The following is a 23,065-nucleotide window of genomic DNA, read 5'->3' on the forward strand; positions in this document are numbered from 1 at the left end:
CTACGATAATGTTAACCTAAAAACAACAGGAGGTTAACATTATGAGGAGATTTCATGTTTTAGATTTAGCATTAGCTGCCATGTTCGTCGCTCTTATGGCCATTGGTGCAAATATTGTATCTTGGGCACCATTCCTGCAAGTAGCGGGTATCCCATTATCTATGCAACCATTTTTCGCAATTTTAGCAGGGCTTCTTCTTGGAAGTAGACTTGGCGCATTATCAATGACTGTGTATATGCTCGTTGGCTTAGCTGGTGCACCAATCTTCGCTAACTTCAAAGCTGGATTCGGAGCACTTTTAGATCCTACTGGTGGTTTTATTATTGCATTTATTATCGTTGCTTACGTATCCGGAAAACTAGTAGAACAAAAAGAACGACCAACATTCAGTACATTTGCAATTGCCTCTTTCACAGGAATCATTTTAACGTATATTATCGGTACTACTTATATGTACGGGGCAGTCAATTTCTTCATGGGTGGTAATATGAGTTATAAAGCGGCTTGGATGATTATGATGTGGTTCGCAGTAAAAGATATTGCATTTACCATTATCGGTGCTATTATCGCACCTCGCATATACTATGCTGTACGTCGTTCCGCTTATCAGCATTCTCATTCGACGATTTCATAATAAAAAAGAGTTATTTCAGTACACTGAAATAACTCCTTTTTTATATTAAGACTGTTGCTTCGTGTGTTCTTCTAAAATTTTCTGCATCATTGGAACCATGTCATCACGTAATTCTGGGTGTCGCAGAGCCATTTCGATTGTCGTTTGAACGAATCCTAACTTTTCACCTACGTCGTAGCGCTTTCCTTCGAAATCGTAAGCAAATACACGTTGAATTTCGTTTAAGTTTTGGATTGCATCTGTTAACTGAATTTCACCACCAGCACCAACATGTTGCTGTTCTAAGAACATGAAGATTTCAGGTGTTAAAACGTAACGTCCCATAATTGCTAAGTTTGAAGGTGCTGTACCTGCTGCTGGTTTCTCAACGAAATTGCGAACTTGGTAACGACGTCCTTCCTGCTCTAATGGGTCGATAATTCCATAACGGTGTGTTTCATCTTCTGGAACCGTTTGTACACCAATAACAGAAGAAAGCGTTTTATCATATTCTTCAATTAATTGACGTAAACATGGTTTTTCAGCTTGAACGATATCATCACCTAATAAAACAGCGAATGGCTCATCACCAATGAATTTACGTGCACACCAAACAGCGTGTCCTAATCCTTTTGGTTCTTTTTGACGGATATAGTGAATATCTACCATTTTTGAAGAAGCCTGTACTTTTTCAAGTAACTCATACTTTTTCTTTTCTAATAAGTTTTGCTCTAACTCAAATGCATTATCAAAATGATCTTCAATAGAGCGCTTCGTTTTACCAGTAACGATAATAATATCTTCGATTCCTGATTTTATTGCTTCTTCTACAATGTATTGGATAGTTGGTTTATCTACTATCGGTAACATTTCTTTTGGCATTGCTTTTGTAGCTGGTAAAAAACGTGTTCCTAATCCAGCTGCCGGGATTATGGCTTTTCTTACTTTTTTCATCACAAAATACCCTCTCTTCTGTCAGAATCAATAACGATTATTTCCTTACATAAAACAAAAGGGAGGTTTCACTCCCTTTCGTTCCTTACTACTTAAAATTACTTTATATTATAAACGATTCATAATATCTTCTTTAATAGTAAGTAACTTTTGTTCACTATTTTGTAAAGAATTATCTTGAACACCGAAGTAGAACTTAATCTTCGGTTCAGTTCCAGATGGGCGTAGGCAGAACCAAGAACCATCTTCTAATTGATATTTTAACACATTTGATTTCGGTAAGTGAATCTCTTCTTTATGTCCATCTTGTAAAGATGTAACGATGCTCGCTTTATAGTCTTCAACAGCTACAACTGTTAAGCCCGCTACTTCTTTCGGAGGATTTTCACGGAATGTTGCCATCATTTCTTGAATTTGTTCCGCTCCATCTTTTCCTTTTAACGTTAACGATACAAGATCTTCACGGAAGAAACCGTACTTCTCAAATACTTCTAATAAACCATCGTATAACGTTTTACCTTGTGATTTGTAGTATGCAGCTACTTCACATGCAAATAGAACAGATTGTACTGCATCTTTATCACGACAGAATGGACGGATTAAATAACCATAGCTTTCCTCATAACCGAATTGGAATTCGTATTGTCCGCTTTCTTCATACTGTTTAATTTTCTCACCGATAAATTTAAATCCAGTTAACGTATCAACTGTATCTAAACCGTATGCTTTCGCGATTGTACGGCCAATTTCAGACGTTACGATTGTTTTTAATACAACACCGTTCTCTGGAAGCGTTCCGTTTTCTTTCTTTTGAGATAATAAGTAATCAAGCATTAATGCACCTGTTTGGTTACCCGTTAATACTTGGAACTCACCATCGTGATTACGAACTGCAACGCCTAGACGGTCTGCGTCAGGATCCGTTGCGATTAACACATCTGCGCCTACCTTCTCACCGTCACGAATTGCATACTCAAACGCTGCATGCTCTTCTGGGTTCGGTGATTTTACTGTAGAGAAGTTCGGATCTGGTAACTCTTGCTCTTTTACAACTGTTACATCTGTAAATCCAACTTCTTCTAAACCACGGCGCACAGAAATATTTGATGTTCCATGTAATGGTGTAAAGACGATTTTTAAGTCTTTTCCAACATTTTGTACCATTTCTTTATTAATGATGACATTGTTCAATTCTGTTGCATATGCATCATCTACTTCTTGTCCAACAATATGTAATAAACCTTCAGCTTTTAATTGCTCCACATTAGCAACCTCAACTGTTAACTCATCCTCTACTGCATTTACATAGCTAATTAACTCATCAGCTTCTTTTGGAGGCAACTGCCCACCATCTTCACCATATACTTTATAACCGTTATATTCCGGCGGATTATGGCTTGCCGTAAGAACGATTCCACTTACTGTATGTAAATGACGAACTGCGAAAGAAAGCACTGGCGTTGGACGTAAGCTTTCAAACACATATGTTGTGATACCGTGTGCACCAAGTGTAGCAGCTACTTCCATTGCAAATTCAGGTGATTTATGACGAGAATCGTACGCTACAACAACACCGCGTTTTTTCGCTTCTTCACCTAATTTTTCAATAAACTTCGCTAATCCTTGTGTTGCTTTACGAACTGTATATACGTTCAAACGGTTCGTACCAGCACCAAGTTCACCACGCATACCACCTGTGCCGAATTCTAGATTTTTATAAAAGCTGTCCTCAATTTTCTTCTCATCTTGCTTCATGTTTTCTAACTGTTCTTTTAGTTCTGCGTCTAACTCTGCATAGGAAAGCCAGCGACTAAATTCTTGTTTCCAGTTCATATTTCTATCTCCTCTCGCTTGTCATACCTTTATTATATGAAAAAAACAACCTGTATCTCAATATTTTTTACAATCTAACAGGATTTTACTAGGAATATTTGTATACACTATGGTTAAATACTCCACTAAAGGGAATGAGGATTATGCAAGAATGGGGCTTGTCAGAAGAGCTCAAAATACAAACAAAGCAAATGATTGAAATTGCTGAGAAAGAATTATCAATTATGAGACAAGCAATTGATAAAGAAGATGAATGTATTTTGTGCAAAATGGAAGATATTCATCATATGTTAGCAAACGTACAAACATTGGCAGCTACATACTATATTCAAGCGTATTTATCACCTTATACGGAAAGTTCACATTCTATTACAGCAACTGTCCAACATTTAAGTGCCCGAAAACACGGGGCTCTTATTGTTGTGGAAAGAAACGAACCACTTGACTCTCTCATTCAAACTGGAACAACATTACATGCTCATTTAACCTCACCGTTACTTGAATCCATTTTCTATCCAGGTAACCCTCTTCATGACGGAGCCGTTCTCGTTAAAAATGATCATATTGTTTCAGCTGCCAATATTCTTCCGTTAACGAAAAGCACAGAAGTTGATCCTGAACTAGGAACACGTCACAGAGCTGCGATTGGCTTATCAGAAAAAAGCGACGCACTTATTTTAGTTGTCTCTGAAGAAACAGGTCGCACTTCATTCGCTTTAAATGGAACGTTATATACGATTTCTTTATAGGATCCATCTTTTCCTATAGAACAGTACAATAGGAAATGAAATTATATCGACTTAACGAAAAAAAATGACAATAATCATACCAATAAAAAAGGCTGTTCCAAAATATTGGAACAGCCTTCTCTTATGGATCTTACTCTTCTCCGAAACGTTCAACAAGTGTTGCAAGTGTACGTACCATTGCACCTGTTGCTCCAGCTGGCCCTAAATCATGCGCTCCTGACGTTTCAGATGTTCCAGCGATGTCTAAGTGTACCCAAGGTGTATCTTCAGCAAATTCACCTAAGAATGTACCTGCCATAACCGCATGTCCTTCGCGACCTGGTGAGTTATTTAAATCGGCAAACTTACTGTTTCGAACGCGTTCTTTATCACGATCAAAAATCGGTAATTGCCAAATTGATTCATCTGTTTCCATAGACGCCTCTAGCACTTGCTCAAACAACTCTTCATTGTTTGTCATTGCGCCTGTCGTCTGATTTCCAAGTGCAACAATTACACCACCTGTTAATGTCGCAACATCAATAAGATAGTTTGCACCTAGTTTTTTCGCATACGTAATACCGTCAGCTAACGCTAGGCGACCTTCTGCATCTGTATTTAATACTTCAATTGTTTTTCCGCTCATAGATGTGATTACATCGTCTGGCTTAAATGCTGTACCACTTACAACGTTATCAGTTGATGGAATAACAGCGATCACATTTTGCTCTGGGCGAAGTTCACCGATAATTTCCATCGCACCTAATACAGACGCAGCACCGCCCATATCACCTTTCATACCGACCATGCCTTCACGTGGTTTTAAAGAATAACCACCTGTATCGTATGTAATCCCTTTTCCAACGAATCCAATGACATCTGTCCACTCTTCTTTTCCTTTATAAATAAGAGCAATCATTTTTGGTGGCTCTGTACTACCTTGGTTTACTGCAAGTAACGCACCCATACCAAGATCTTCCATCTCTTCTTTCTCAAGAACTTTATAATCCATATCATACTTTTCCGCTAACTCAACAGCATACTCAGCAAGCTTTGTTGCTGTTAATACGTTTGGCGGCATATTTACAAGTGTACGAGCTGAATTTGTTGCACGTCCATGTACGTAGCCAACTGTTAATGCAGCTTCAATTTCTTGTGCATCTTCTGCTGTAATAGCCGTGAACTTCTCTAGTTCCACACGATCCTTTTTATCTGATTTATACGTTTGTAACTCATATGTACCAAGACCTTGTACTTCTGCTGCAATATGAGCTACATCAATTGCATCTAATTTCTCTGTTACGAAAGAATCAAGTAAGATTGCTGCATCTTGTACTTTTGCTGCTTGTAACGTTTTAAATGCCTTACCAAGAGCAGCACGCATCGTTTCTGTCGTGTAAGACTCTTTCTTACCTAAACCAACGAAATAATAACGTTTCACATTTGTTTTTCCTAAACTATGTACTTTTGAAATAGCTTTCTTCTTCGTAGAAAGTTCTTTCTCTTCTAATAAAACTTGTAGTTGTCCTTCAAACGCTTTGTCCAGTTCTTGTACAAAACTACTCGTTTTCTCTTCTTCAAATAAGGCAACGATTACCGCTTCATGGCTTGCTAATTCTTTTTGTACTTGAAACATGTTCAGACCCCCTAAATTTCTCTACTCTGCCTTTATTATAACTTTATTTTCGATAAAATGCGACAATTCTAACTTCTGTTACATCCTATATAATCCATATTTCTTCTATTTATAAAATAAAAAAGTCTAGCGTAATTACCACTAGACTATCTTTGTTTTAAATATTGACCACGAAACACTTGCATCGTTTCGTCTTGATTTAACATCGTTAACTCTTCTTCTGAAAACTTACCATTTCCAACTTTCACTACATACACATTCACTTTTTTCTTACCCCATTGGCTATAAACATCTTTCACCGTATCATAATACAGATCAAGACGGTTTCCTTTTATTGCACCGCCCTTATCAGCTACTACACCGTACCCATAACCTGGTACGAATAGAATCGTTCCAATTGGGAATACGCGTAAGTCCGCAGCGATTGTGGAATATAAATCCCTTTTCACCTTAACTCCTGAATATGTAATACCATACTCCGGATGTCCCGGTCTCTTACCAGTTGACTCAATTCCCGACGTATAACCTGTTGCAGTCATTTCAATTGAACGATATTTAGACCAGTCGTTTGCCTGCTCTAAAGCATTTATCACTTCTTTACTCGGAGCAACATTTCTCTTAACTTCTGCTGCATGTACTTCTTTTGCACTCGTTCCCTCATATTTCTTTACAATCTCTAATAAAGAAACTCCTGTGAAAGCATTCCATGTTACGCATAATGCGGATACAAGTAAACAAGTCATCATAATGCGAATACAATATCGTTTTAACATTTTTATATTCCACACTCCTTCATCGTTAATCATTCCCTATACGATGAAGGAATATGCAAAAAAATAATCCCCAAATGAATTGGAGATTAAAACATTTGATATCCGCTTTTCCGAAGTTTCTTAATGACAATTCCGGCTAAAGCAGCACCTACTAATCCAGTAGATAGAATAAACACATCTGCCTGCCCTAAATGCGATACACTTGTCCCAAATGAAGAGAATGTTTCTTTCGGCTTTGAAAAATAATCCCACACACTCGCCTTATTAATAATAAGTATACAAACAATCGGATACACAATAACCATTACCCATGTCGCTCGCAATATCATGTTGAGTAAAAATCCAATTCCAAAAAACAAAATAAAAAATAACATCATTGAAATAAGTAGTACTGGTATACTCACTCTTTCTCCCTCTCCTTCGCATGCGCCGTAAATACATGATAGGCTGTATAACCAAATTGCTCTCCTGGATCTAATGTTTTGTTCATCTCAAGATGTAGTTCTGATCTTCCTTCAAACAAATATTTGATAAGTAGAGACGTATTTGGATCGTCCGCAATCGTATCTGGATGTAAAAATGCTACTTCAGACAATTCCTTCTCCTGTACAATAATGTTTTCTCCTTCAGGCTCCAAAAGGAAAATAATCATATTATCACTAATCTCATTGCGAATCACGCCCGATCGAACACCAATGATCCCCTTCACATGAGCGACGATACCTGTCTCTTCTAACACTTCACGTTTCACAGCTTCATCAACCGTCTCACCTTCATTTACAAAACCAGCCGGCAAAGACCATTTCCCCTTTAATCCACTATATTTTTTCTTAACGAACAGCCACCTGCCATCTTTTGTAGCTACTAAGCCACCAACAGCTAGCCATACTTTCCCTCGCTTCTCCATGATGTAATACCCTCCTCTATCAGAACGGACAGAATATTCTTTCTTTTTTATATATTATACTATATTTTTTAAATGAAAAAAGCAGAAACAGCTCTTAGCCGTTTCTGCTTTTTCTACTATATATTAAAAGAACTTTAATTTACCTTTTTTAAGAACTAATAAAGGTCCACCTAATAAGAATAGGTAACGGTTATCGATAACTTTCTTCATGAAGGAAGCTTTCCAACCTGTTAACTTTTTGCCCATAACAACGCCCATTGCATCGTCATGACCTAAAGAACATACAGATCCTTTATTGTCGAATGCGAATTTTTTCATTTCGCCTTTACCACGAACTAACACAGTTAAGTTGTGTGCAATGTTGTAACCTTCTTGAATTGCGATTTGTGCCGTTGGTGGGTATGGACGATTAATTTCTTCGTTAATGATTAACGCTGCGTCACCAACCATAAATACATCTTCGTATCCTGGAGCGTGCATGTACTCATCAACTTTTACACGTCCGCGCATTGCTTCAAAGCCAGACTCTTCTACAATACCGTTACCACGAACACCCGCAGCCCAAACTACTGTTTCAGACTTAATTAATTCAGTATCATCGCCGTTTGCAACGATAATACCTTCTTCAGTTGCTTCTTTAATTGCTGTACCGATGCGGAATTCTACACCTTTTTTCTCAAGTTGTTTTACAGCGTATTCTACTAATGCCGGATCGAAACCTGGAAGTGCTGTCGGAGCAGCTTCTACACAGATAATACGTGCTTTTTCACGTGGTACATTGTACTCTTTGCAAAGTTCAGGAACACGGTTTGCAAGCTCACCTACGTACTCGATACCAGTAAATCCAGCACCACCAACAACGATTGTTACTAACTCATCGCGCTTTTCAGTTGCATATTTAGCGAAACTAGCTTCCATATGCTCACGAATTTCACGAGTTGCATTAATGTTAGCAATTGAGAATGCATGCTCTTTTAATCCTGTAATTCCGAATGTTTCTGATTCGAAACCAAGACCGATTACTAAATAGTCATACTCTAGCTCGCCGTCTTTTAAGATGATGCGTTTTTCAGCAGCTTTAATTTCTACTACTGTGTCTTGTACAAAGTTCACTTTATTTGTATCAATAACGTCTTGAATATCTAGACAGATTTTTTCATCTTGTAATGTACCAGCTGCGCTCTCATGTAACCAAGTCGCTTGGTAGTGATAGCTGTTGTTGTTTACTAACGTAATTTCAGCTTCATTTACAGATAATGCTTTTTGCAGACGAACAGTCGTAATCATCCCGCCATAACCTGCACCTAAAACTACGATTTTTGGAGTCTTCACCAAATCACAACCCTTTTCTTTATATAATAGTAATGAAAAATAATACCAAGTACTAAAAACTATATTTGTCAAGAATGTGGAATTTATCACATTCTATATCATAACAAAACGCAGTCAAAAAATCGTACGAATTTTGTCATAGAAATTTAACATAATACTTCCCTATATTAGTCGGTTTTATTCCAGAATTCAAGCGTCTGGAGAATTATCAATATTTTAAAATAACATAGCGTTTTCAAGGGTTTTTCAGCCTTTTTTTCATGTATTTTCCTTTCACCATATTTTATACAATTAAAAAAGCATCTATGCGAAAACTTACACACAATTCAGTCGTTTTCAGAAGTATTATGAACTCAAATATGCTATCATTTATTTGAAAGTGTCATCATTTGCAGGATTTTCGTGTACATATGAACAATATATGAAATCAATATCAAAATTCCATCTATAGGGGGAATGAAAGTGGCAGAAAATCAAAAAGTTTACGACATAACGATTATTGGTGGTGGTCCAACAGGGCTGTTCACAGCATTTTATGGCGGTATGAGACAAGCAAGTGTAAAAATCATTGAAAGCTTACCTCAACTTGGAGGACAATTATCCGCACTCTACCCTGAAAAATACATTTATGATGTAGCTGGATTTCCAAAAGTGCGCGCACAAGAACTAGTTGATAACTTAAAAGAGCAAATGAAGAAATTTGATCCAACCGTTTGTTTAGAAGAAGCTGTTGATACGCTTGAGAAACAAGCTGACGGTATATTTAAACTTGTTACGAATAAGCAAACTCACTATTCTAAATCAGTTATTATTACTGCTGGCAATGGTGCTTTCCAACCACGCCGCTTAGAATTAGAAGGTACAGCAAAGTATGAAAAGAAAAACTTACATTATTTCGTTGATGATATGAATAAATTTGCTGGTAAGCGCGTCGTAGTATTTGGCGGCGGCGACTCAGCTGTTGATTGGACAATGATGTTAGAGCCGATCGCTGAAAAAGTTACAATCGTTCATCGCCGTGATAAATTCCGTGCACATGAACATAGCGTAGAAAGCTTAATGAATTCTCGTGCAGAAGTAAGCACACCGTACATACCAGTAGAACTCATTGGTGATGACAACATTGAACAAGTCGTTCTTCAGCATATAAAAACGGAAGAAAAAATTATCATCGATGTGGATGATGTCATCGTAAACTACGGCTTCGTTTCCTCTCTTGGCCCAATTAAAAATTGGGGCTTAGATATACAAAAAAACAGCATTCTCGTGAATTCGAAAATGGAAACAAATATTCCTGGCATTTACGCTGCTGGTGACATTTGTACATATGAAGGAAAAGTAAAACTCATTGCTTGCGGCTTCGGTGAAGCACCAACAGCAGTAAACAATGCAAAAGCTTACTTCGATCCAAACGCAAAACTTCAACCGATGCACAGCTCTAGTATGTTTTAATATAGAAATGAAAAGAGCTCCTTTTATGCGAAGGAGTTCTTTTGTTATTGTGCTACCGTATCCTTCCAAAATATGTTACAATCAATAAGAACAAACGTTCTTATCAATGAGGGGGATATTTTAAAATGAAAGAACCTATTATCGTAAAAAAAGAAGCTTTCCAAGCAATCGGTATTTCGATTACGACGACAAATGAAATAGAGGCATCTACTGAAGGAAAAATTCCAGGGCTTTGGAACCAATACTTCCAAGAACAAATGATGCATCACATCCCAAATCAACAAACGAAAGAAACATTCGCGTTCTACTCAAATTATGAATCAGATGAAACTGGTACATATCAATTTACGATCGGTATGCCCGTTTCTTCATTAGAAGACGCACCTGAAAATATGACACCTTTAACAATACCTGCTGCTACGTATGCGGTATTTACAACGAGAAAGGGGCCAGTTGCTGAAGTCGTTTGTGAGGCTTGGGAATATATTTGGCAATGGTCAAAAGAAAACAAACGTGCTTTTACAACAGACTTTGAGCTTTATGATGAAAAAGCAACAGATCCAACCAACGTACAATTGGATATTTATATTGCATTAGCCTGAACGACAAAAAAGAAGATACCATTTGGTATCTTCTTTTTTGTCGTTAAATAGCCACTGTGCAAACCCAACATTATTGTCTACAATGAGAAAGTGCAGTATAGAAATATTAGAAACTGTATAAAACCAACGTACAATTGGATATTTATATTGCATTAGCCTGAACGACAAAAAAGAAGATACCATTTGGTATCTTCTTTTTTGTCGTTAAATAGCCACTGTGCAAACCCAACATTATTGTCTACAATGAGAAAGTGCAGTATAGAAATATTAGAAACTGTATAAAACGATTGTTAATAGGTTTTTCAGTTTAAATTTGTCACATAGAAAGGAAGCAATATGGAGGAACTACAACAAAATAAATCTGCTTTAAAAGAAAATGCGAAACCGTTATTAAAAAATACGAATTTCCTTTTTCTTTGGGCAGCTACTCTTTTTTCAAGTTTTGCTTTAGCCTTTTTTACTTTTTCACAAACGTGGTACATAGCAAAAACATTAAACCTTGAGGCTTCACTCGGTGTTGTTTTCGTAGCTCTTAGTGTTCCAAGGCTTATTTTTATGATTATCGGCGGTGCTGTAGCTGATAAATTCCCGAAAAAAAACATTATGTTTTATTCTAATATTATTCGTGCTATTCTCGTCGCAACCATCCTTACATGGTTCATCGTAGGTGATGTAACACTATATACATTTGCTTTATTCGCTTTATTCTTTGGGCTTGCTGATGCTTTTTTCTGGTCAGCTGATGGATCTATCTTGCCTGAACTTGTAGAAAAAAGCCGTTTAACACAAGCAAACTCACTTACACAAATGTCAAATCAAGCATCGGTCATCTTAGGCCCTGTACTTGGCGGAATTCTTATCAAATTTACGAACTATGAAACGATCTTTTCGATCACGATTTTATTACTAATCGTTGCAGCCATACTCGTTCAAAAAATACAATTTACGATGCCAGAACAGCAAAATACAGACAAAGGCATGTTCACTTCTATTAAAGAAGGAATCTTATATGTAAAGGAATCACCATTCCTTTCAACCTTCCTTATTTGTAGTGCCTTTTTAAACTTATTTTTAATCGGTCCAATGCAAGTCGGTTTCCCGCTTTTCGTTAAAAATGTTCTGCACGGTGACTCGCTTCAGTTTAGTTACTTAGAAGCATCTGTAGGAGGCGGAATGGCGATAGGCGCTGTCATTGTCGGTTTAAAAAATATTAATCGTAGACGCGGTCTATTTTGCATTATCATGATGCTACTATCTGGTGTATTCTTCTTATCCATCAACTTTAGCACCGTACTGTGGCAAGCATTATTAGCTGGCATGTTTTACGGTATTACAATTGCAATGGCTATCGTTCCGCTTATGGCGATGATTCAATCGACAGTAAAAGAAGAAATGATGGGACGCGTAATGAGTTTACTTATGCTCTCATCAATGGGCTTTATCCCGCTTTCTTATGCATTCACATCAATCGCACTTGCAATAGGAATTCCAATCGTAACCGTTATGAAAAGCGGTGCAATCGCCGTTATCGTCTTCGTACTATTTGTAGCGATTCGTGTTCCAGTTGTAAGAAAGTTTGATTAACTACTTGGAGTCATGTGTTATACGCATGGCTCTTTTTTAAACGGATCAAATAACGGTATCCCCTTACTTCTTCTCACGGCTGCTCCCCATTCTAATCCAATTTCTAAAAATAAATCCCGCACTGTACTATATAAAAGAGCCTTCACATTTTTACGGATTTCCCCGTATTTATACGCTCTCACAACACTCTTTACTCGCCAAATGAAATTTCCATACACTTCTTCATCAGCTAATATTTGCTCCAGTAAAACACCTTGCTCTAGTAACCCGCTCTTTTTATATGCAAGTTCCACCTTACTCCAAAATATATTAATCTTTTTCGGATTACGCGTCATTGGCACAAGTGCGTATATAAAAGGCTTCGGTATATCATGACGGCAATACGTCTCATCAAGTTCGTACGTTTCTTTTCTATTCTCTTTTATTTGTGGAATGTTTTTAGAAAAAATTGTTTCCCCTTCACTTTTTTGCTCATTTTTACTACAGCCATCTACACGATCCTCACTTTCACATGCGGACAGTTTCATACGGTCATCCATGCGGTCAATTGCAGATGTAAGAAATACATATAAGTTCGCACTATATCCGCCGCGCTTATGTCTTTCTTTTGTCGCAACACGCTTTATAATTCCTAGTTCCTCTAACTTTGCAATTGAACGGCGTACTGTACGAATGCTCTTTCCAACTTTCGTAGCAATCGTCTCCATTAACGGACAAGCAACTCCCACTGTTTTCTGTTTCTCATTCACCGCATACTTCCCTAAAAAATGAATGATGGTTGTATCCGTTTTATTTAATTCAAATCGATAGCACTTCAAAATTTGTCTTTGATATGTATTAAACTCTTCTTTACTTCGAAATTCACTATATGGTTTCATTAAATTATATAAGCTTCCCATTTTTATCACCTCATTTATAGGTAAGAGTCAGGAAGCAAAATTGGCGGGGTATTTTAAAATTTTTTGGAGGTGACAATATGATCGTAATTAGCGCTTGTTTAGGTGGCATCGCTTGTCGGTATGATGGAAATGACAATCTCGTTTCAAAAATAGAGGAGCTACTGCAACAAGAAGATACAGTCCTCATTTGTCCTGAAGTATTAGGAGGATTACCAACGCCTCGTCCTTCAGCTGAAATTATTGGCGGGAATGGCGATGACGTTTTAGATGGAAAAGCAAAAGTGGTGACAAAAGACGGTGAAGATGTCACAGCAGCTTTCGTGAGCGGTGCTTATAAAGCTCTAGAACAAATGAAAGGTTTACACCCAGAATATATTATTTTGAAAGAACGCAGTCCATCTTGTGGTAGTTCTACGATTTACACTGGAGAATTTAACGGGAATAAACAAACTGGTTACGGGGTAACAACTGCTTTATTCAAAAGACATGGATTTAAAGTCATTTCAGAAGAGGATTTTGAGAATATAAAAAGGAATTGACCCTATTCGTCAATTCCTTTTTTCTGTCTTATTTCACGCCTAGTTTTTCTTTCACTTTCGCAGGAAGCTCATCTTTCTTTACTTCTTCCCAAGCTGTTACACCTTTTTTATCTGAGTGATATACACGTAAGAATGCATCTTTACGTAAGTTTTTTTGTGCAGTAAATTCTAATTCTTTCTCTTTACCTTCTTTATCAAATCCAGTTAACTTATATTCGTAATTTTTATACGGCTCACCATTATCAGATTTACCATTATACTCTTTTCCATCTACTGTAATTTGAACATAATACTCATCTTTACCCATACGATTTAAATCACAACCAACTAATAGGCTTGCAAATACAACTAAAATGCTAAAAAGTGCAATATATCTTTTCATTTCCTTCACCTCATGTGTTTTTCTTATATTGTTATCTTAAAGCCTAAGCTTTAAAGAAGAAATTCAAAAACATGACATGAACATTACACTTTTGTAAGATAATAATTATTTCTTCACTTTAGAAACCGTCATCCCATCACCAATTGGAATGAGTACGGATTCTAAACTTGGATGAGTTGCTATTACTTCATTAAAATTCTTCATACACATAAACCAACCTCTAATTATGCAAAAGACAACAATCGTAAGAAAATAGATGAAAAATAATAATTCCTTACTCAACCAACTAGCAGTTTCGTTTTCAATATGTGAAAAGGGATTTCTAAATGATGAATTGAATATATATTTATTGTTTTCTAGCTTTTGAGGGGAGAAATAATATGAATCCTATTTTATTGGATGTTCCGTTACAAATAGAAACAGACAGACTCATTCTTCGAGCTCCACTTCAAGCTGGTGAAGGGGATATAGTACACGAAGCTATTAAAGATTCCATTAGTGAATTAAAGCAATGGCTGCTTTTATTCCAGTCAATTCCTACTGTTGAAGAAACGGAAATTCTCCTGAGAAATGCGCATTTAGATTTTTTGAAAAGAGAAAGCTTTCGCTATCTCATCTACCATAAGGAGACGAATGATTTTATTGGAACGGCTAGCCTTCACGCAATTGATTGGAAGGTTTCTAAATGTGCAATTGGATACTGGATTAATACGCAATTTGGTGGCAATGGATATATGACAGAAGTAGTAAGTGCGTTAATAAACCTTGGATTTCAGTTATTCAAATTTAGAAGGATTGAAATACGATGCGAACGTAATAACACGAAAAGTCGTACAATCCCTGAAAAACTAGGTTTTGAACTTGAAGGGATATTACGTAATGAAGATCTTTCAGCTGACGGTAAACAACTAATTGATACTTGCATCTATGCAAAGATAAATTAGATTGTAAAATTCGTTGTGCAACATATCTTAAGATCGGTTTCTAAATTGGGAAGGCGACGTTTTTGATTTTTTGCGACAAAAGAAAAGACCTCCTTAACGATTTTCCTCCATCGCTAAAAAGGTCTTTTTCTATTTCTGCTAAAAGCTTAGCACTCTTCTGGCTTACCAGCATTCGTCGCCGTACGGAAAGATGATCCACATCCGCATGATGCGATTGCGTTTGGATTATCAATTGTGAATCCACCGCCAAGCATAGATTGTTTATAATCAATTTTTACTCCTTTAACAATTGGAGCACTTTCTGTATCGATAACAAATTCAACACCGAAAAATTCAAGAACTGTGTCGTCTTCTTTTGGTTCTACTTCAAATCCTAAGCCGTAAGAAAGGCCAGTACATCCGCCGCCATGTACAGCAAGGCGCACGTACTTCTCTCCATCTTCAGCATCTTTTAACATATCTTTAATTTGAAAAGCTGCTTGTTCTGTTACTTCAATCATGAAATACACCATCCTTTCTGTTCTCATTCTATTATACATCTTTACGCTTCTATCTTGTACTCATACACTCCGCGGCAAATTACTTCCGCTGGTCCTTTCATTAACACATTACCTTCTTCTGTCCATGCAATCATTAAATCGCCACCAGCTAAATGAACTATAATTTCCTTACCACGTTCCATTTTCCCATTTAAAATAGAGGCTACAACTGCAGCACACGCCCCTGTTCCGCAAGCTTGTGTTACACCAGATCCACGTTCCCAAACACGGAAGTTCATCTCTGCATCATTCAAAATTTCGACGAATTCAACATTTACTCGCTCTGGGAACATTTCATGTGTCTCCAGGACTGGACCAAGTGTTGTAAGAGGTGCTTGCTCTACATCATCAACAAAAATAACCGCATGCGGATTCCCCATTGAAACAGCTGTAAATGCATAACGATGATTATTGTATAAGAAGTTTTCACGAATAAATGGTGTTTCACCTTCACCAAGCATCGGTATTTCTGCACGTGTTAAACGCGGTGCTCCCATATCGATTTTCGCTAATGTAACTTTCCCTTCTTCTACCGTTACTTCCGCTGTTACAATACCAGCTAACGTTTCAATTTTGAAAACTGTTTCTTCTACTAGTTTATGCTCATACGCATATTTCGCTACGCAGCGTAAACCGTTACCACAGCTCTTTCCTTCTGAACCATCATTATTAAACATGCGCATTTTCACCGGAGCTACGTCAGATGGACAAATTAAAATCATTCCATCTGCTCCAATACCAGTATTAATATTTGAAACCTTTTCCGCCACAAGAACTAAATCTTCTTCAGGAATTTGTTCTTCAAACATATTTACATATATATAACTATTGCCAAGACCATGCATTTTTGTAAAAGAAAATTGGCTCATTTGTATTCACTCCAAAAATAGTTTGTTATTTTAAGTATAAAATGCACGCTTTTAGAACACAATATGAATGTCCCCCGTTTCTCATATTTGACAACATTTGGCGATGAGCCATTCTTGCACAAATTGTGTAAGAAAAAAAGCCCTTCTACAAGGGCCTTTTTTTATTTATATACAATATTATCCTCACCCGCGAAAGAAGATTTTATCTAATAGAAAAAGGTGCTGCTGATTGCAACACCTTAAAACATTGGATTTTCATCCAAATACTCATATACATTATGGACAAGTTCTTCTACTGTAGCACCTTGTACGACTTCACCATTTACAAGTGCAAACGGCCCTTCAAAACAAATACCACAATATCCTAAACAACCATATTCCATTACATCTAAATTCGGATCTTTTTCTAATTTCTCTAAAGCTGCTTGTGAACCACTCGCAAGGTTACCTACACAAAATTCAATTAATGGTTTAATCAAAATTCTCCCCCCTGTACTACAAAACAAATTACCTTCTGACTATCTATAAGAAGAAAACTAAGCTGTCTCTTGTTGTTTTCGTTATACATTCTAAACTATTTAGTTACTTCACTATTTCACTTCAAAGTAGATGGACTTATTTTATATAACATGCTACTCGCAATGAAATAGTAATTAAAAAGGAAAAACAGTTTACTTTACTTTTCTTCTTATTGTACAACAGAGTATTCATTCATGCATTGTTATTTGTTCACAAATTCGATATAATTTGATTGAGTAAAGTCAAAATATTTTATTAATATAAAATTGTATGATTAGGGGATATTTCAACAGAAAAGGGGTAATCCATCATGAAACACCTCGTAATACTAGGTGGCGGCTACGGTGGAATGAGAATTCTGCAGCGGCTACTTCCAAGCAACCAACTTCCAGATGATGTACAAGTGACATTAATCGACAAAGTACCATACCATTGCTTCAAAACTGAATATTATGCATTAGTTGCGGGTACTATTTCAGAAACACATATTCGTATACCGTTTCCCGAGCACCCACGCCTCAATATTCAATACGGCACAATAACAAATATTGATCTCGAAGAAAAAGCTGTTCATCTCGATGGCGGCGAAGCAATCCCATATGATGATTTAATTATCGGTCTTGGCTGTGAGGATAAATATCATAACGTTCCTGGGGCGAAGGAATATACACATAGCCTACAATCGATTGAACAAACACGTAAGACATATGAACAATTAAATAGTCTAGAACCAAACGCAACAGTAGCTGTCGTTGGTGCTGGATTAAGTGGCGTTGAAGTTGCAAGTGAACTTCGCGAAAGCCGTTCTGATTTAAAAATTCACTTATTTGATCGAAAAGATAGAATTCTATTCCCATATCCAGAGAAATTAAGTAGATACGTAGAAGAATGGTTCGTAAAACATAAGGTTACTATTATACGAAACTCTAACATTACAAAAGTAGAACCAAATATTGTGTACAACCACGATGAACCACTTGAATGTGATGCAATCGTCTGGACAGCTGGTATTCAAGCAAATGAAGTTGTTCGAAACCTTCCAGTTGAACAAGATGGTAGCGGACGGGTTGTTTTAACAAAATATCACAATATTCCAAATAACGAGCACGTGTATGTTGTAGGAGATTGCGCAGCACTTCCACACGCTCCATCTGCACAACTTGCTGAAGGTCAAGGAGAACAAATTGTCCAAATATTATTAAAACGTTGGAATAATGAACCACTTCCTGACGAACTACCTGTAATTAAATTAAAAGGTGTTCTCGGCTCTCTTGGTAAGAAGCACGGCTTCGGTTTACTAGCAAACCAACCATTAATGGGACGTGTACCGAGATTATTAAAATCCGGTCTTCTTTGGATGTACAAATATCATAAAGGTTAATACTTTACAGGCTGTCTACTAAATAGGCAGTCTCTTTTATGAGTTAAAATATAATTATCAGACACATCTTTCTCAATATAGATGATGATTTATTTTTCATTTTTATATTAAAAACTATTGATAAACAGTGTATGCTATTTATAAGTTGTTTTATTATTTCCTTTAAGACCGAAGTCATTCGGTCTTATTTTTTATGTTGTAAATACTTTTACAGGAGGTATTCCATTTCACTTATGAACTTAACGAAACTAAACGATCGAATAGAAGCGAAGAAGATAGAATTGATCTATCTCGTTGAAAAGTACGGATTCACTCATGATAAAGTGATTTCTTTCAGCCAAGAATTAGATCGTTTACTTAACTTATTAATAGAACTCAAGACGAAGAAAAAACGTTGTTCTTTATAACCGTTATCCTCTCTTTTTTGATACGATAGAACTAGAATCAGAAAGGAGCCATCTATGTTTATATTAAAAGACGTTACATATAAAGATATACTACACATTCCTTATTTACAGATTCAAAAAGAAAAAATCACATGTATTATCGGTGAGAGTGGGAGCGGAAAAAGTACATTGCTCCGCATGCTAAATGATTTGCAATCTCCAACATCCGGTACAATTGAATATAACGGAAAACAAATTTCCGATTATCCTCCAATTCAATTACGACGTGACGTAGTCATGCTTGGGCAAACGCCACCTATTTTTGATGGAACGATTAAAGACAATCTATTAATGGGACTTCGTTTTTCTGAAAAACCATTTCCAAATGATGATGCCTTGCGAAGCGCATTAACGACTGTTAGCTTAGAAAAAAATTTAGAAGACAACGCTGATTCATTATCAGGCGGAGAAAAACAACGACTTGCTTTTGCACGTATCGTACTTATGGATCCACCTGTTTATTTATTAGATGAACCAACCTCGGCACTAGATAGCGATACAGAACGCCGCGTTATGAAACAATTTACTATGCTAGCAAGAGAAAAGAAAAAAACAGTTATCTTCATTACACACTCACAACAACTTCCAAAAGAAATTGCAGACGATATTATTGAAATTAGTAAAACAAACGGTGCAACTAGAAAGGAAGTGCTCTCAGTTGAAGGGCGTTATTGAACTCCAAATTTGGCAACTTGCCGCTGCATATATTTTTATTCTTATTTTAATTGGACTTGTAAAATTAAAAGGGATTCCTCGTGAAAAACAAATTGCGCTCGCAACATTCCGTATGACGATTCAGCTCGTACTTGTTGCATATGTCCTTACATACGTATTTGAAAATAGTAATCCATTTTATACAATTGCTCTTATTACTTCTATTACTACCTTTGCAATTTTTAATATTTATAAACGAGTCAATATCCCGATGTCTAAAGAATTAAAACGAGTAGCCGCGCTTTCCATGGTTGCCGGATCAATTGGCCCACTTCTACTATTTATCTTTGTTATTATCGGGCACGACCCTTGGTATGCACCGCAATATATCGTTCCGATTACGGGAATGTTAGTTGGGAATGCGATGACAGGTGTTTCCCTTGGTGCAAATACGTTCTTAAATAATATGAAATCGCAAAGAGGTCAAATTGAAGGCGCACTTATGCTCGGCGCAACACCGAAAGAAGCCGCTGCGCCGCTCATACGAGACGCTTTTGACTCTGCTATTTTACCAACGATCAATTCTATGGTCGGAATGGGGATTATAAGCTTACCAGGCATGATGACTGGTCAAATCTTATCTGGTGTATCACCATTTACAGCCATTCAATATCAAATCGCCATTATACTTGGTATTTCAGGAAGCACTGCCTTTGCTGTTATTATCTTCTTACAGCTTGGATATAAAACATTCTTTAATAAGCGGTGTCAGTTGAAAGAGATTGACTATGGTGCACAGTAAATGTTGCACTGTTCATGGTAAATAAAATTATATCGACTTACCGATAAAAAATGACAATAAAAAAGAGGAGGCTAATCGCCTCCTCTTTTTATTTACGCCTTCTTAACGAACTGTGATTTTAATTTCATAGCTCCGAAACCGTCGATTTTGCAATCAATATCGTGATCGCCATCAACTAGACGAATACTCTTTACTTTCGTACCGATCTTCACAACTGAAGAAGTTCCTTTTACTTTTAAATCTTTAATAACAGTAACAGCATCGCCGTCTTGAAGAACGTTTCCGTTCGCATCTTTTACAACTTTTGCACCATCATTATTTTCAGTTTCTGCTTCTTGGCCCCACTCATGAGCACATTCTGGACATACGAAAAGAACGCCATCCTCATACGTATATTCTGAATTACATTTTGGACAATTAGGTAAAGTAGCCATAAATTCATTTCCTCCGTTCATTATTTATACGTAAAAATCAAAATTGATGTTTACATCTCGATAAATAAAATTTGTATAGCATTTCTTTATAGTGCCATAGTCTTACGTTATTGACAAGCCTACCTCAAATTCTCATTTTTTATTGTATTTTACAAATTTTCAATTCGTATGGTGTTTCCAATAAAAAAGAAGAACCTTCACAAGATTCTTCTTCTCAAAATGAACGAGCTCTCACTAGAAACTCCAACTATTTTCTTCAATGTAAAATTGATACTCTTCTAACTCTTCTTCACTTAATTTCTTATTATTCTCATATACTTCTTGCCATTCAAAATAGTCTTCACTGAAATAAACAGCAAATTTAATTTTTATATTTTTCTTCTCTTCGTAATCATACCCAGTAAATTCTACTACGTCATAATCTTTTTCTTTCTTCACAAGCTTCCACGTTGGATTATCCGTCATAATCTCTAAAGTAAATCCTTCATCACTTGCACGAACAACGTTTTTTATATTTGGTTCAGTTGGTAAAAAGGAGAGTCCGAACGTGGCTCCGCCAAATACTAACCCTACTATGATGTGTAAACCAACCATACTAGCAAAACTAGCGCCACCCTTTGATTGTAAATAATACGCCTTCTCATGATCTGGCATATTTTCTTCCTTATGTAAAATACGGACAGCATGCTTATAATATAAACGGTTTCCTTGCCATCCAGTAAATATCATCATTCCTAATTGAAAAACTAGACCAATTGATAAAAAAATCCCATCTGGAATATCTATAAAAGGAGTTACAAATATACTAGGTACCGCCAGTAACGTAAGTATAATAAACAACTTATACATTTTACGATAAGCTAACCAAAAAACTGGGAAGAAAAAGGCTACCCAATTCCACGTATTTCCTTGCGCTGGATTTTCTACTTTTCCCCACTTAAAGTCATAATACGCCGTATTCTTTTGAACGACTGTATGTAACTGTTGCGGAGAAATTGTTTCTTGTAAAACAGTGTCCTTCACGTACATCATCCTTTTCTTATTTCTACATACATGTATCTTATAGAAACAAAAAGAAGGAATCTAACAAAAAGTACATATATTTCATAAAAATGAACGGAAATCGAATATATTCCGACAATTATCCGTTTATTATTTCATTTTACTTTTAAATATATTAGAATACTTATGAATGATACGTTTAATACACTAATTTAATCATTTTGTATATTTGATAATAAAAATGTTTCACATGAAACTATCTATATTTCGTATTACCTTTCCTCTACACAGTACATGTAAATCCATTTCTACAAAATACGAAAGACGCCCTTTTCAAAAGGCGTCTTTTTACAGTTGAAAATTTACTAATATAAAAAATGCATTATTTAATAAAGTGAAACTTTAATCAGTGGGGGTTTTGTTCATCCCCCACTGATTATTAGTTGAACCAATCAGGCTTTTATGGGCAGTTGATCCCCTACCTAACTTCTTGGCTTCCGCTGAATTTTGAGGTAGGGGTCTTACTGCCCATTAATGCGGGATAAATGAATCCCCCATGGGACGAGTAAGTTATTTGTTTTCTTATACGTATAAGCTAAACATATACCACCACCAAAAATATATAAAACACTCCCTACTGTAAGGGGATGACCTAAAGTAAAGATAACAGCACTTATAACCATACTAGTAAGTGTAGAAAAGCGCTGAGATAATTTCGTGAAAAACATCCCCCGAAATAAAAGTTCTTCCCAAATCGGTGCAAAAGTGGTGAGTACAACTACGTATAAAATGATTTCACTTTTAGTAGGCTTTATTACTATATTAGATTCATTCACACCAAGCCCATGTGGTAAAACTAAATTTAATACTGCAAGATATATAAGTAGTACAATCATCGTCATTACTATCGTTACATAATGTTTTAAATTATTAAACTGCATTGATTTTACTAACTGTGCACAGCAATTTCTTGCTGGTGCATATATTAAAATAATAGTAAGAAATGTTAAAGGTGGAATAAGATGATCTACATACCATGGATATAAGGAAGAGTCATATATAATGTTCAAAAAACCAATTCCATACATTACCCCAAAAATAATTATTATCATGCTAATTACTTCGCGCATACTTATTGCTACATTCTTTTCTTCATAAGTAGCTAATTCTGTATTCATCCTATCCCCTCCAGTATAATTAAACCTTTTAATCCATTATATACCATTCTCAACACAAAAAC

Annotated in this window: 27 protein-coding genes; 11 read left to right on the top strand and 16 right to left on the bottom strand. The window is 36.3% G+C overall.

Features of this window, described 5'->3' with window-relative positions; translation table 11 throughout:
* The first annotated feature begins 41 nt into the window (after positions 1-41).
* Complete coding sequence (locus DT250_RS06835; protein WP_001252151.1) at positions 42-635, top strand: biotin transporter BioY; 594 nt, start codon at positions 42-44, stop codon at positions 633-635.
* Positions 636-680: 45 nt separating this feature from the next.
* Here the strand turns inward: DT250_RS06835 and galU are convergent, their stop codons facing one another.
* Together galU and DT250_RS06845 are read right to left on the bottom strand one after the other, a co-directional pair.
* Positions 681-1,568, bottom strand: a complete 888-nt coding sequence (gene galU, locus DT250_RS06840) for a UTP--glucose-1-phosphate uridylyltransferase GalU (protein ID WP_087986056.1) — start codon at positions 1,566-1,568, stop codon at positions 681-683.
* A gap of 108 nt (positions 1,569-1,676) precedes the next feature.
* Complete coding sequence (locus DT250_RS06845) at positions 1,677-3,401, bottom strand: phospho-sugar mutase (protein ID WP_149212841.1); 1,725 nt, start codon at positions 3,399-3,401, stop codon at positions 1,677-1,679.
* A 143-nt stretch (positions 3,402-3,544) separates the two neighbouring features.
* Here DT250_RS06845 and cdaS point away from each other — a divergent pair, with 143 nt between their 5' ends.
* Positions 3,545-4,150, top strand: coding sequence for a sporulation-specific diadenylate cyclase CdaS (cdaS, locus tag DT250_RS06850; RefSeq protein ID WP_070169194.1), 606 nt, complete (start codon positions 3,545-3,547; stop codon positions 4,148-4,150).
* A gap of 130 nt (positions 4,151-4,280) precedes the next feature.
* On the opposite strand, the gene pepA is transcribed toward cdaS, so the two are convergent.
* The 5 genes from pepA to DT250_RS06875 form a co-directional block, all read right to left on the bottom strand.
* Positions 4,281-5,765 (bottom strand): cytosol aminopeptidase, encoded by a 1,485-nt coding sequence (pepA, locus tag DT250_RS06855; protein ID WP_149212842.1) that lies wholly within the window; start codon positions 5,763-5,765, stop codon positions 4,281-4,283.
* 146 nt (positions 5,766-5,911) lie between these two features.
* Positions 5,912-6,538, bottom strand: coding sequence for a 3D domain-containing protein (locus DT250_RS06860; RefSeq protein ID WP_000920109.1), 627 nt, complete (start codon positions 6,536-6,538; stop codon positions 5,912-5,914).
* A gap of 86 nt (positions 6,539-6,624) precedes the next feature.
* Positions 6,625-6,942, bottom strand: coding sequence for a YuiB family protein (locus tag DT250_RS06865; RefSeq protein WP_000027007.1), 318 nt, complete (start codon positions 6,940-6,942; stop codon positions 6,625-6,627).
* Positions 6,939-7,445 (bottom strand): NUDIX hydrolase, encoded by a 507-nt coding sequence (locus DT250_RS06870; protein WP_000415296.1) that lies wholly within the window; start codon positions 7,443-7,445, stop codon positions 6,939-6,941. Before DT250_RS06870 ends, DT250_RS06865 begins: the two co-directional genes overlap by 4 nt.
* A 123-nt stretch (positions 7,446-7,568) precedes the next feature.
* Entirely contained in the window at positions 7,569-8,777 is a 1,209-nt protein-coding gene (locus DT250_RS06875) for an NAD(P)/FAD-dependent oxidoreductase (protein ID WP_000856605.1), read from the bottom strand.
* 462 nt (positions 8,778-9,239) lie between these two features.
* Between DT250_RS06875 and DT250_RS06880 the strand changes: the two genes are divergently transcribed.
* The 3 genes from DT250_RS06880 to DT250_RS06890 all read left to right on the top strand — a co-directional run bounded on the left by DT250_RS06880 (position 9,240) and on the right by DT250_RS06890 (position 12,415).
* Entirely contained in the window at positions 9,240-10,229 is a 990-nt protein-coding gene (locus DT250_RS06880; RefSeq protein WP_048542263.1) for an NAD(P)/FAD-dependent oxidoreductase, read from the top strand.
* A 125-nt stretch (positions 10,230-10,354) separates the two neighbouring features.
* Positions 10,355-10,831: a GyrI-like domain-containing protein gene (locus tag DT250_RS06885; RefSeq protein WP_097891428.1), complete on the top strand. Its 477-nt coding sequence runs from the start codon at positions 10,355-10,357 to the stop codon at positions 10,829-10,831.
* Between the two features lie 336 nt (positions 10,832-11,167).
* Positions 11,168-12,415, top strand: coding sequence for an MFS transporter (locus tag DT250_RS06890; RefSeq protein WP_046959971.1), 1,248 nt, complete (start codon positions 11,168-11,170; stop codon positions 12,413-12,415).
* Positions 12,416-12,432: 17 nt separating this feature from the next.
* Here the strand turns inward: DT250_RS06890 and DT250_RS06895 are convergent, their stop codons facing one another.
* Positions 12,433-13,314: a helix-turn-helix domain-containing protein gene (locus tag DT250_RS06895; RefSeq protein WP_149212843.1), complete on the bottom strand. Its 882-nt coding sequence runs from the start codon at positions 13,312-13,314 to the stop codon at positions 12,433-12,435.
* Positions 13,315-13,391: 77 nt separating this feature from the next.
* On the opposite strand from DT250_RS06895, the gene DT250_RS06900 reads away from it, so the two are divergent.
* The gene (locus DT250_RS06900; RefSeq protein ID WP_088064707.1) at positions 13,392-13,853 is read left to right on the top strand and encodes a 2-thiouracil desulfurase family protein; all 462 of its coding nucleotides are present in this window, start codon (positions 13,392-13,394) and stop codon (positions 13,851-13,853) included.
* Between the two features lie 28 nt (positions 13,854-13,881).
* On the opposite strand, the gene DT250_RS06905 is transcribed toward DT250_RS06900, so the two are convergent.
* Both DT250_RS06905 and DT250_RS06910 read right to left on the bottom strand, forming a co-directional pair.
* Positions 13,882-14,235, bottom strand: coding sequence for a YxeA family protein (locus DT250_RS06905; protein WP_088064708.1), 354 nt, complete (start codon positions 14,233-14,235; stop codon positions 13,882-13,884).
* A gap of 105 nt (positions 14,236-14,340) precedes the next feature.
* The gene (locus tag DT250_RS06910; RefSeq protein WP_088064709.1) at positions 14,341-14,445 is read right to left on the bottom strand and encodes a methyltransferase; all 105 of its coding nucleotides are present in this window, start codon (positions 14,443-14,445) and stop codon (positions 14,341-14,343) included.
* A gap of 170 nt (positions 14,446-14,615) precedes the next feature.
* On the opposite strand from DT250_RS06910, the gene DT250_RS06920 reads away from it, so the two are divergent.
* Entirely contained in the window at positions 14,616-15,179 is a 564-nt protein-coding gene (locus DT250_RS06920) for a GNAT family N-acetyltransferase (protein WP_088064710.1), read from the top strand.
* A 146-nt stretch (positions 15,180-15,325) separates the two neighbouring features.
* Here DT250_RS06920 and DT250_RS06925 read toward each other — a convergent pair whose 3' ends face one another.
* The 3 genes from DT250_RS06925 to DT250_RS06935 all read right to left on the bottom strand — a co-directional run bounded on the left by DT250_RS06925 (position 15,326) and on the right by DT250_RS06935 (position 17,066).
* The gene (locus DT250_RS06925) at positions 15,326-15,679 is read right to left on the bottom strand and encodes a HesB/IscA family protein (RefSeq protein ID WP_000573830.1); all 354 of its coding nucleotides are present in this window, start codon (positions 15,677-15,679) and stop codon (positions 15,326-15,328) included.
* A gap of 41 nt (positions 15,680-15,720) precedes the next feature.
* Positions 15,721-16,587, bottom strand: coding sequence for a diaminopimelate epimerase (gene dapF / locus DT250_RS06930; RefSeq protein ID WP_000077407.1), 867 nt, complete (start codon positions 16,585-16,587; stop codon positions 15,721-15,723).
* Between the two features lie 239 nt (positions 16,588-16,826).
* Positions 16,827-17,066 (bottom strand): YuzB family protein, encoded by a 240-nt coding sequence (locus DT250_RS06935; protein WP_000595024.1) that lies wholly within the window; start codon positions 17,064-17,066, stop codon positions 16,827-16,829.
* A 350-nt stretch (positions 17,067-17,416) separates the two neighbouring features.
* Between DT250_RS06935 and DT250_RS06940 the strand changes: the two genes are divergently transcribed.
* The 4 genes from DT250_RS06940 (at position 17,417) to DT250_RS06955 (ending at position 20,389) form a co-directional block, all read left to right on the top strand.
* Positions 17,417-18,487 (top strand): NAD(P)/FAD-dependent oxidoreductase, encoded by a 1,071-nt coding sequence (locus DT250_RS06940; RefSeq protein ID WP_000682062.1) that lies wholly within the window; start codon positions 17,417-17,419, stop codon positions 18,485-18,487.
* A 233-nt stretch (positions 18,488-18,720) separates the two neighbouring features.
* Positions 18,721-18,894 carry an aspartyl-phosphate phosphatase Spo0E family protein gene (locus tag DT250_RS06945; RefSeq protein ID WP_060488142.1) on the top strand — a complete coding sequence of 58 codons (174 nt, stop codon included), beginning with the start codon at positions 18,721-18,723 and terminating at the stop codon, positions 18,892-18,894.
* A gap of 54 nt (positions 18,895-18,948) precedes the next feature.
* Positions 18,949-19,608: an ABC transporter ATP-binding protein gene (locus tag DT250_RS06950; protein ID WP_098133981.1), complete on the top strand. Its 660-nt coding sequence runs from the start codon at positions 18,949-18,951 to the stop codon at positions 19,606-19,608.
* Complete coding sequence (locus DT250_RS06955) at positions 19,592-20,389, top strand: ABC transporter permease (RefSeq protein WP_088608534.1); 798 nt, start codon at positions 19,592-19,594, stop codon at positions 20,387-20,389. The genes DT250_RS06950 and DT250_RS06955 overlap by 17 nt, the downstream gene beginning before the upstream one ends.
* Positions 20,390-20,481: 92 nt before the next feature.
* Here the strand turns inward: DT250_RS06955 and phnA are convergent, their stop codons facing one another.
* The 3 genes from phnA to DT250_RS06970 all read right to left on the bottom strand — a co-directional run bounded on the left by phnA (position 20,482) and on the right by DT250_RS06970 (position 23,003).
* Complete coding sequence (gene phnA / locus DT250_RS06960) at positions 20,482-20,823, bottom strand: alkylphosphonate utilization operon protein PhnA (protein ID WP_048528370.1); 342 nt, start codon at positions 20,821-20,823, stop codon at positions 20,482-20,484.
* A 234-nt stretch (positions 20,824-21,057) separates the two neighbouring features.
* Entirely contained in the window at positions 21,058-21,855 is a 798-nt protein-coding gene (locus DT250_RS06965; RefSeq protein ID WP_142310807.1) for a DUF2628 domain-containing protein, read from the bottom strand.
* A 491-nt stretch (positions 21,856-22,346) separates the two neighbouring features.
* A complete protein-coding gene (locus DT250_RS06970; RefSeq protein ID WP_149212844.1) occupies positions 22,347-23,003 on the bottom strand; it encodes a CPBP family intramembrane glutamic endopeptidase in 657 nt (218 codons plus the stop codon).
* Between the last annotated feature and the right edge of the window lie 62 nt (positions 23,004-23,065).

Source organism: Bacillus sp. AR2-1 (assembly GCF_008368755.1).
Taxonomy (GTDB): Bacteria; Bacillota; Bacilli; order Bacillales; family Bacillaceae_G; genus Bacillus_A; species Bacillus_A wiedmannii.

Bases quoted from the DNA above. Each gene is read 5' to 3' on its own strand.
- DT250_RS06835 (WP_001252151.1), top strand. From the start codon at position 42: ATGAGGAGATTTCATGTTTTAGATTTAGCATTAGCTGCCATGTTCGTC.
- galU (WP_087986056.1), bottom strand. From the start codon at position 1,568: ATGAAAAAAGTAAGAAAAGCCATAATCCCGGCAGCTGGATTAGGAACA.
- DT250_RS06845 (WP_149212841.1), bottom strand. From the start codon at position 3,401: ATGAACTGGAAACAAGAATTTAGTCGCTGGCTTTCCTATGCAGAGTTA.
- cdaS (WP_070169194.1), top strand. From the start codon at position 3,545: ATGCAAGAATGGGGCTTGTCAGAAGAGCTCAAAATACAAACAAAGCAA.
- pepA (WP_149212842.1), bottom strand. From the start codon at position 5,765: ATGTTTCAAGTACAAAAAGAATTAGCAAGCCATGAAGCGGTAATCGTT.
- DT250_RS06860 (WP_000920109.1), bottom strand. From the start codon at position 6,538: ATGTTAAAACGATATTGTATTCGCATTATGATGACTTGTTTACTTGTA.
- DT250_RS06870 (WP_000415296.1), bottom strand. From the start codon at position 7,445: ATGGAGAAGCGAGGGAAAGTATGGCTAGCTGTTGGTGGCTTAGTAGCT.
- DT250_RS06885 (WP_097891428.1), top strand. From the start codon at position 10,355: ATGAAAGAACCTATTATCGTAAAAAAAGAAGCTTTCCAAGCAATCGGT.
- DT250_RS06890 (WP_046959971.1), top strand. From the start codon at position 11,168: ATGGAGGAACTACAACAAAATAAATCTGCTTTAAAAGAAAATGCGAAA.
- DT250_RS06895 (WP_149212843.1), bottom strand. From the start codon at position 13,314: ATGGGAAGCTTATATAATTTAATGAAACCATATAGTGAATTTCGAAGT.
- DT250_RS06900 (WP_088064707.1), top strand. From the start codon at position 13,392: ATGATCGTAATTAGCGCTTGTTTAGGTGGCATCGCTTGTCGGTATGAT.
- DT250_RS06905 (WP_088064708.1), bottom strand. From the start codon at position 14,235: ATGAAAAGATATATTGCACTTTTTAGCATTTTAGTTGTATTTGCAAGC.
- DT250_RS06910 (WP_088064709.1), bottom strand. From the start codon at position 14,445: ATGTGTATGAAGAATTTTAATGAAGTAATAGCAACTCATCCAAGTTTA.
- DT250_RS06920 (WP_088064710.1), top strand. From the start codon at position 14,616: ATGAATCCTATTTTATTGGATGTTCCGTTACAAATAGAAACAGACAGA.
- DT250_RS06925 (WP_000573830.1), bottom strand. From the start codon at position 15,679: ATGATTGAAGTAACAGAACAAGCAGCTTTTCAAATTAAAGATATGTTA.
- dapF (WP_000077407.1), bottom strand. From the start codon at position 16,587: ATGAGCCAATTTTCTTTTACAAAAATGCATGGTCTTGGCAATAGTTAT.
- DT250_RS06940 (WP_000682062.1), top strand. From the start codon at position 17,417: ATGAAACACCTCGTAATACTAGGTGGCGGCTACGGTGGAATGAGAATT.
- DT250_RS06945 (WP_060488142.1), top strand. From the start codon at position 18,721: ATGAACTTAACGAAACTAAACGATCGAATAGAAGCGAAGAAGATAGAA.
- DT250_RS06950 (WP_098133981.1), top strand. From the start codon at position 18,949: ATGTTTATATTAAAAGACGTTACATATAAAGATATACTACACATTCCT.
- phnA (WP_048528370.1), bottom strand. From the start codon at position 20,823: ATGGCTACTTTACCTAATTGTCCAAAATGTAATTCAGAATATACGTAT.
- DT250_RS06965 (WP_142310807.1), bottom strand. From the start codon at position 21,855: ATGATGTACGTGAAGGACACTGTTTTACAAGAAACAATTTCTCCGCAA.
- DT250_RS06970 (WP_149212844.1), bottom strand. From the start codon at position 23,003: ATGAATACAGAATTAGCTACTTATGAAGAAAAGAATGTAGCAATAAGT.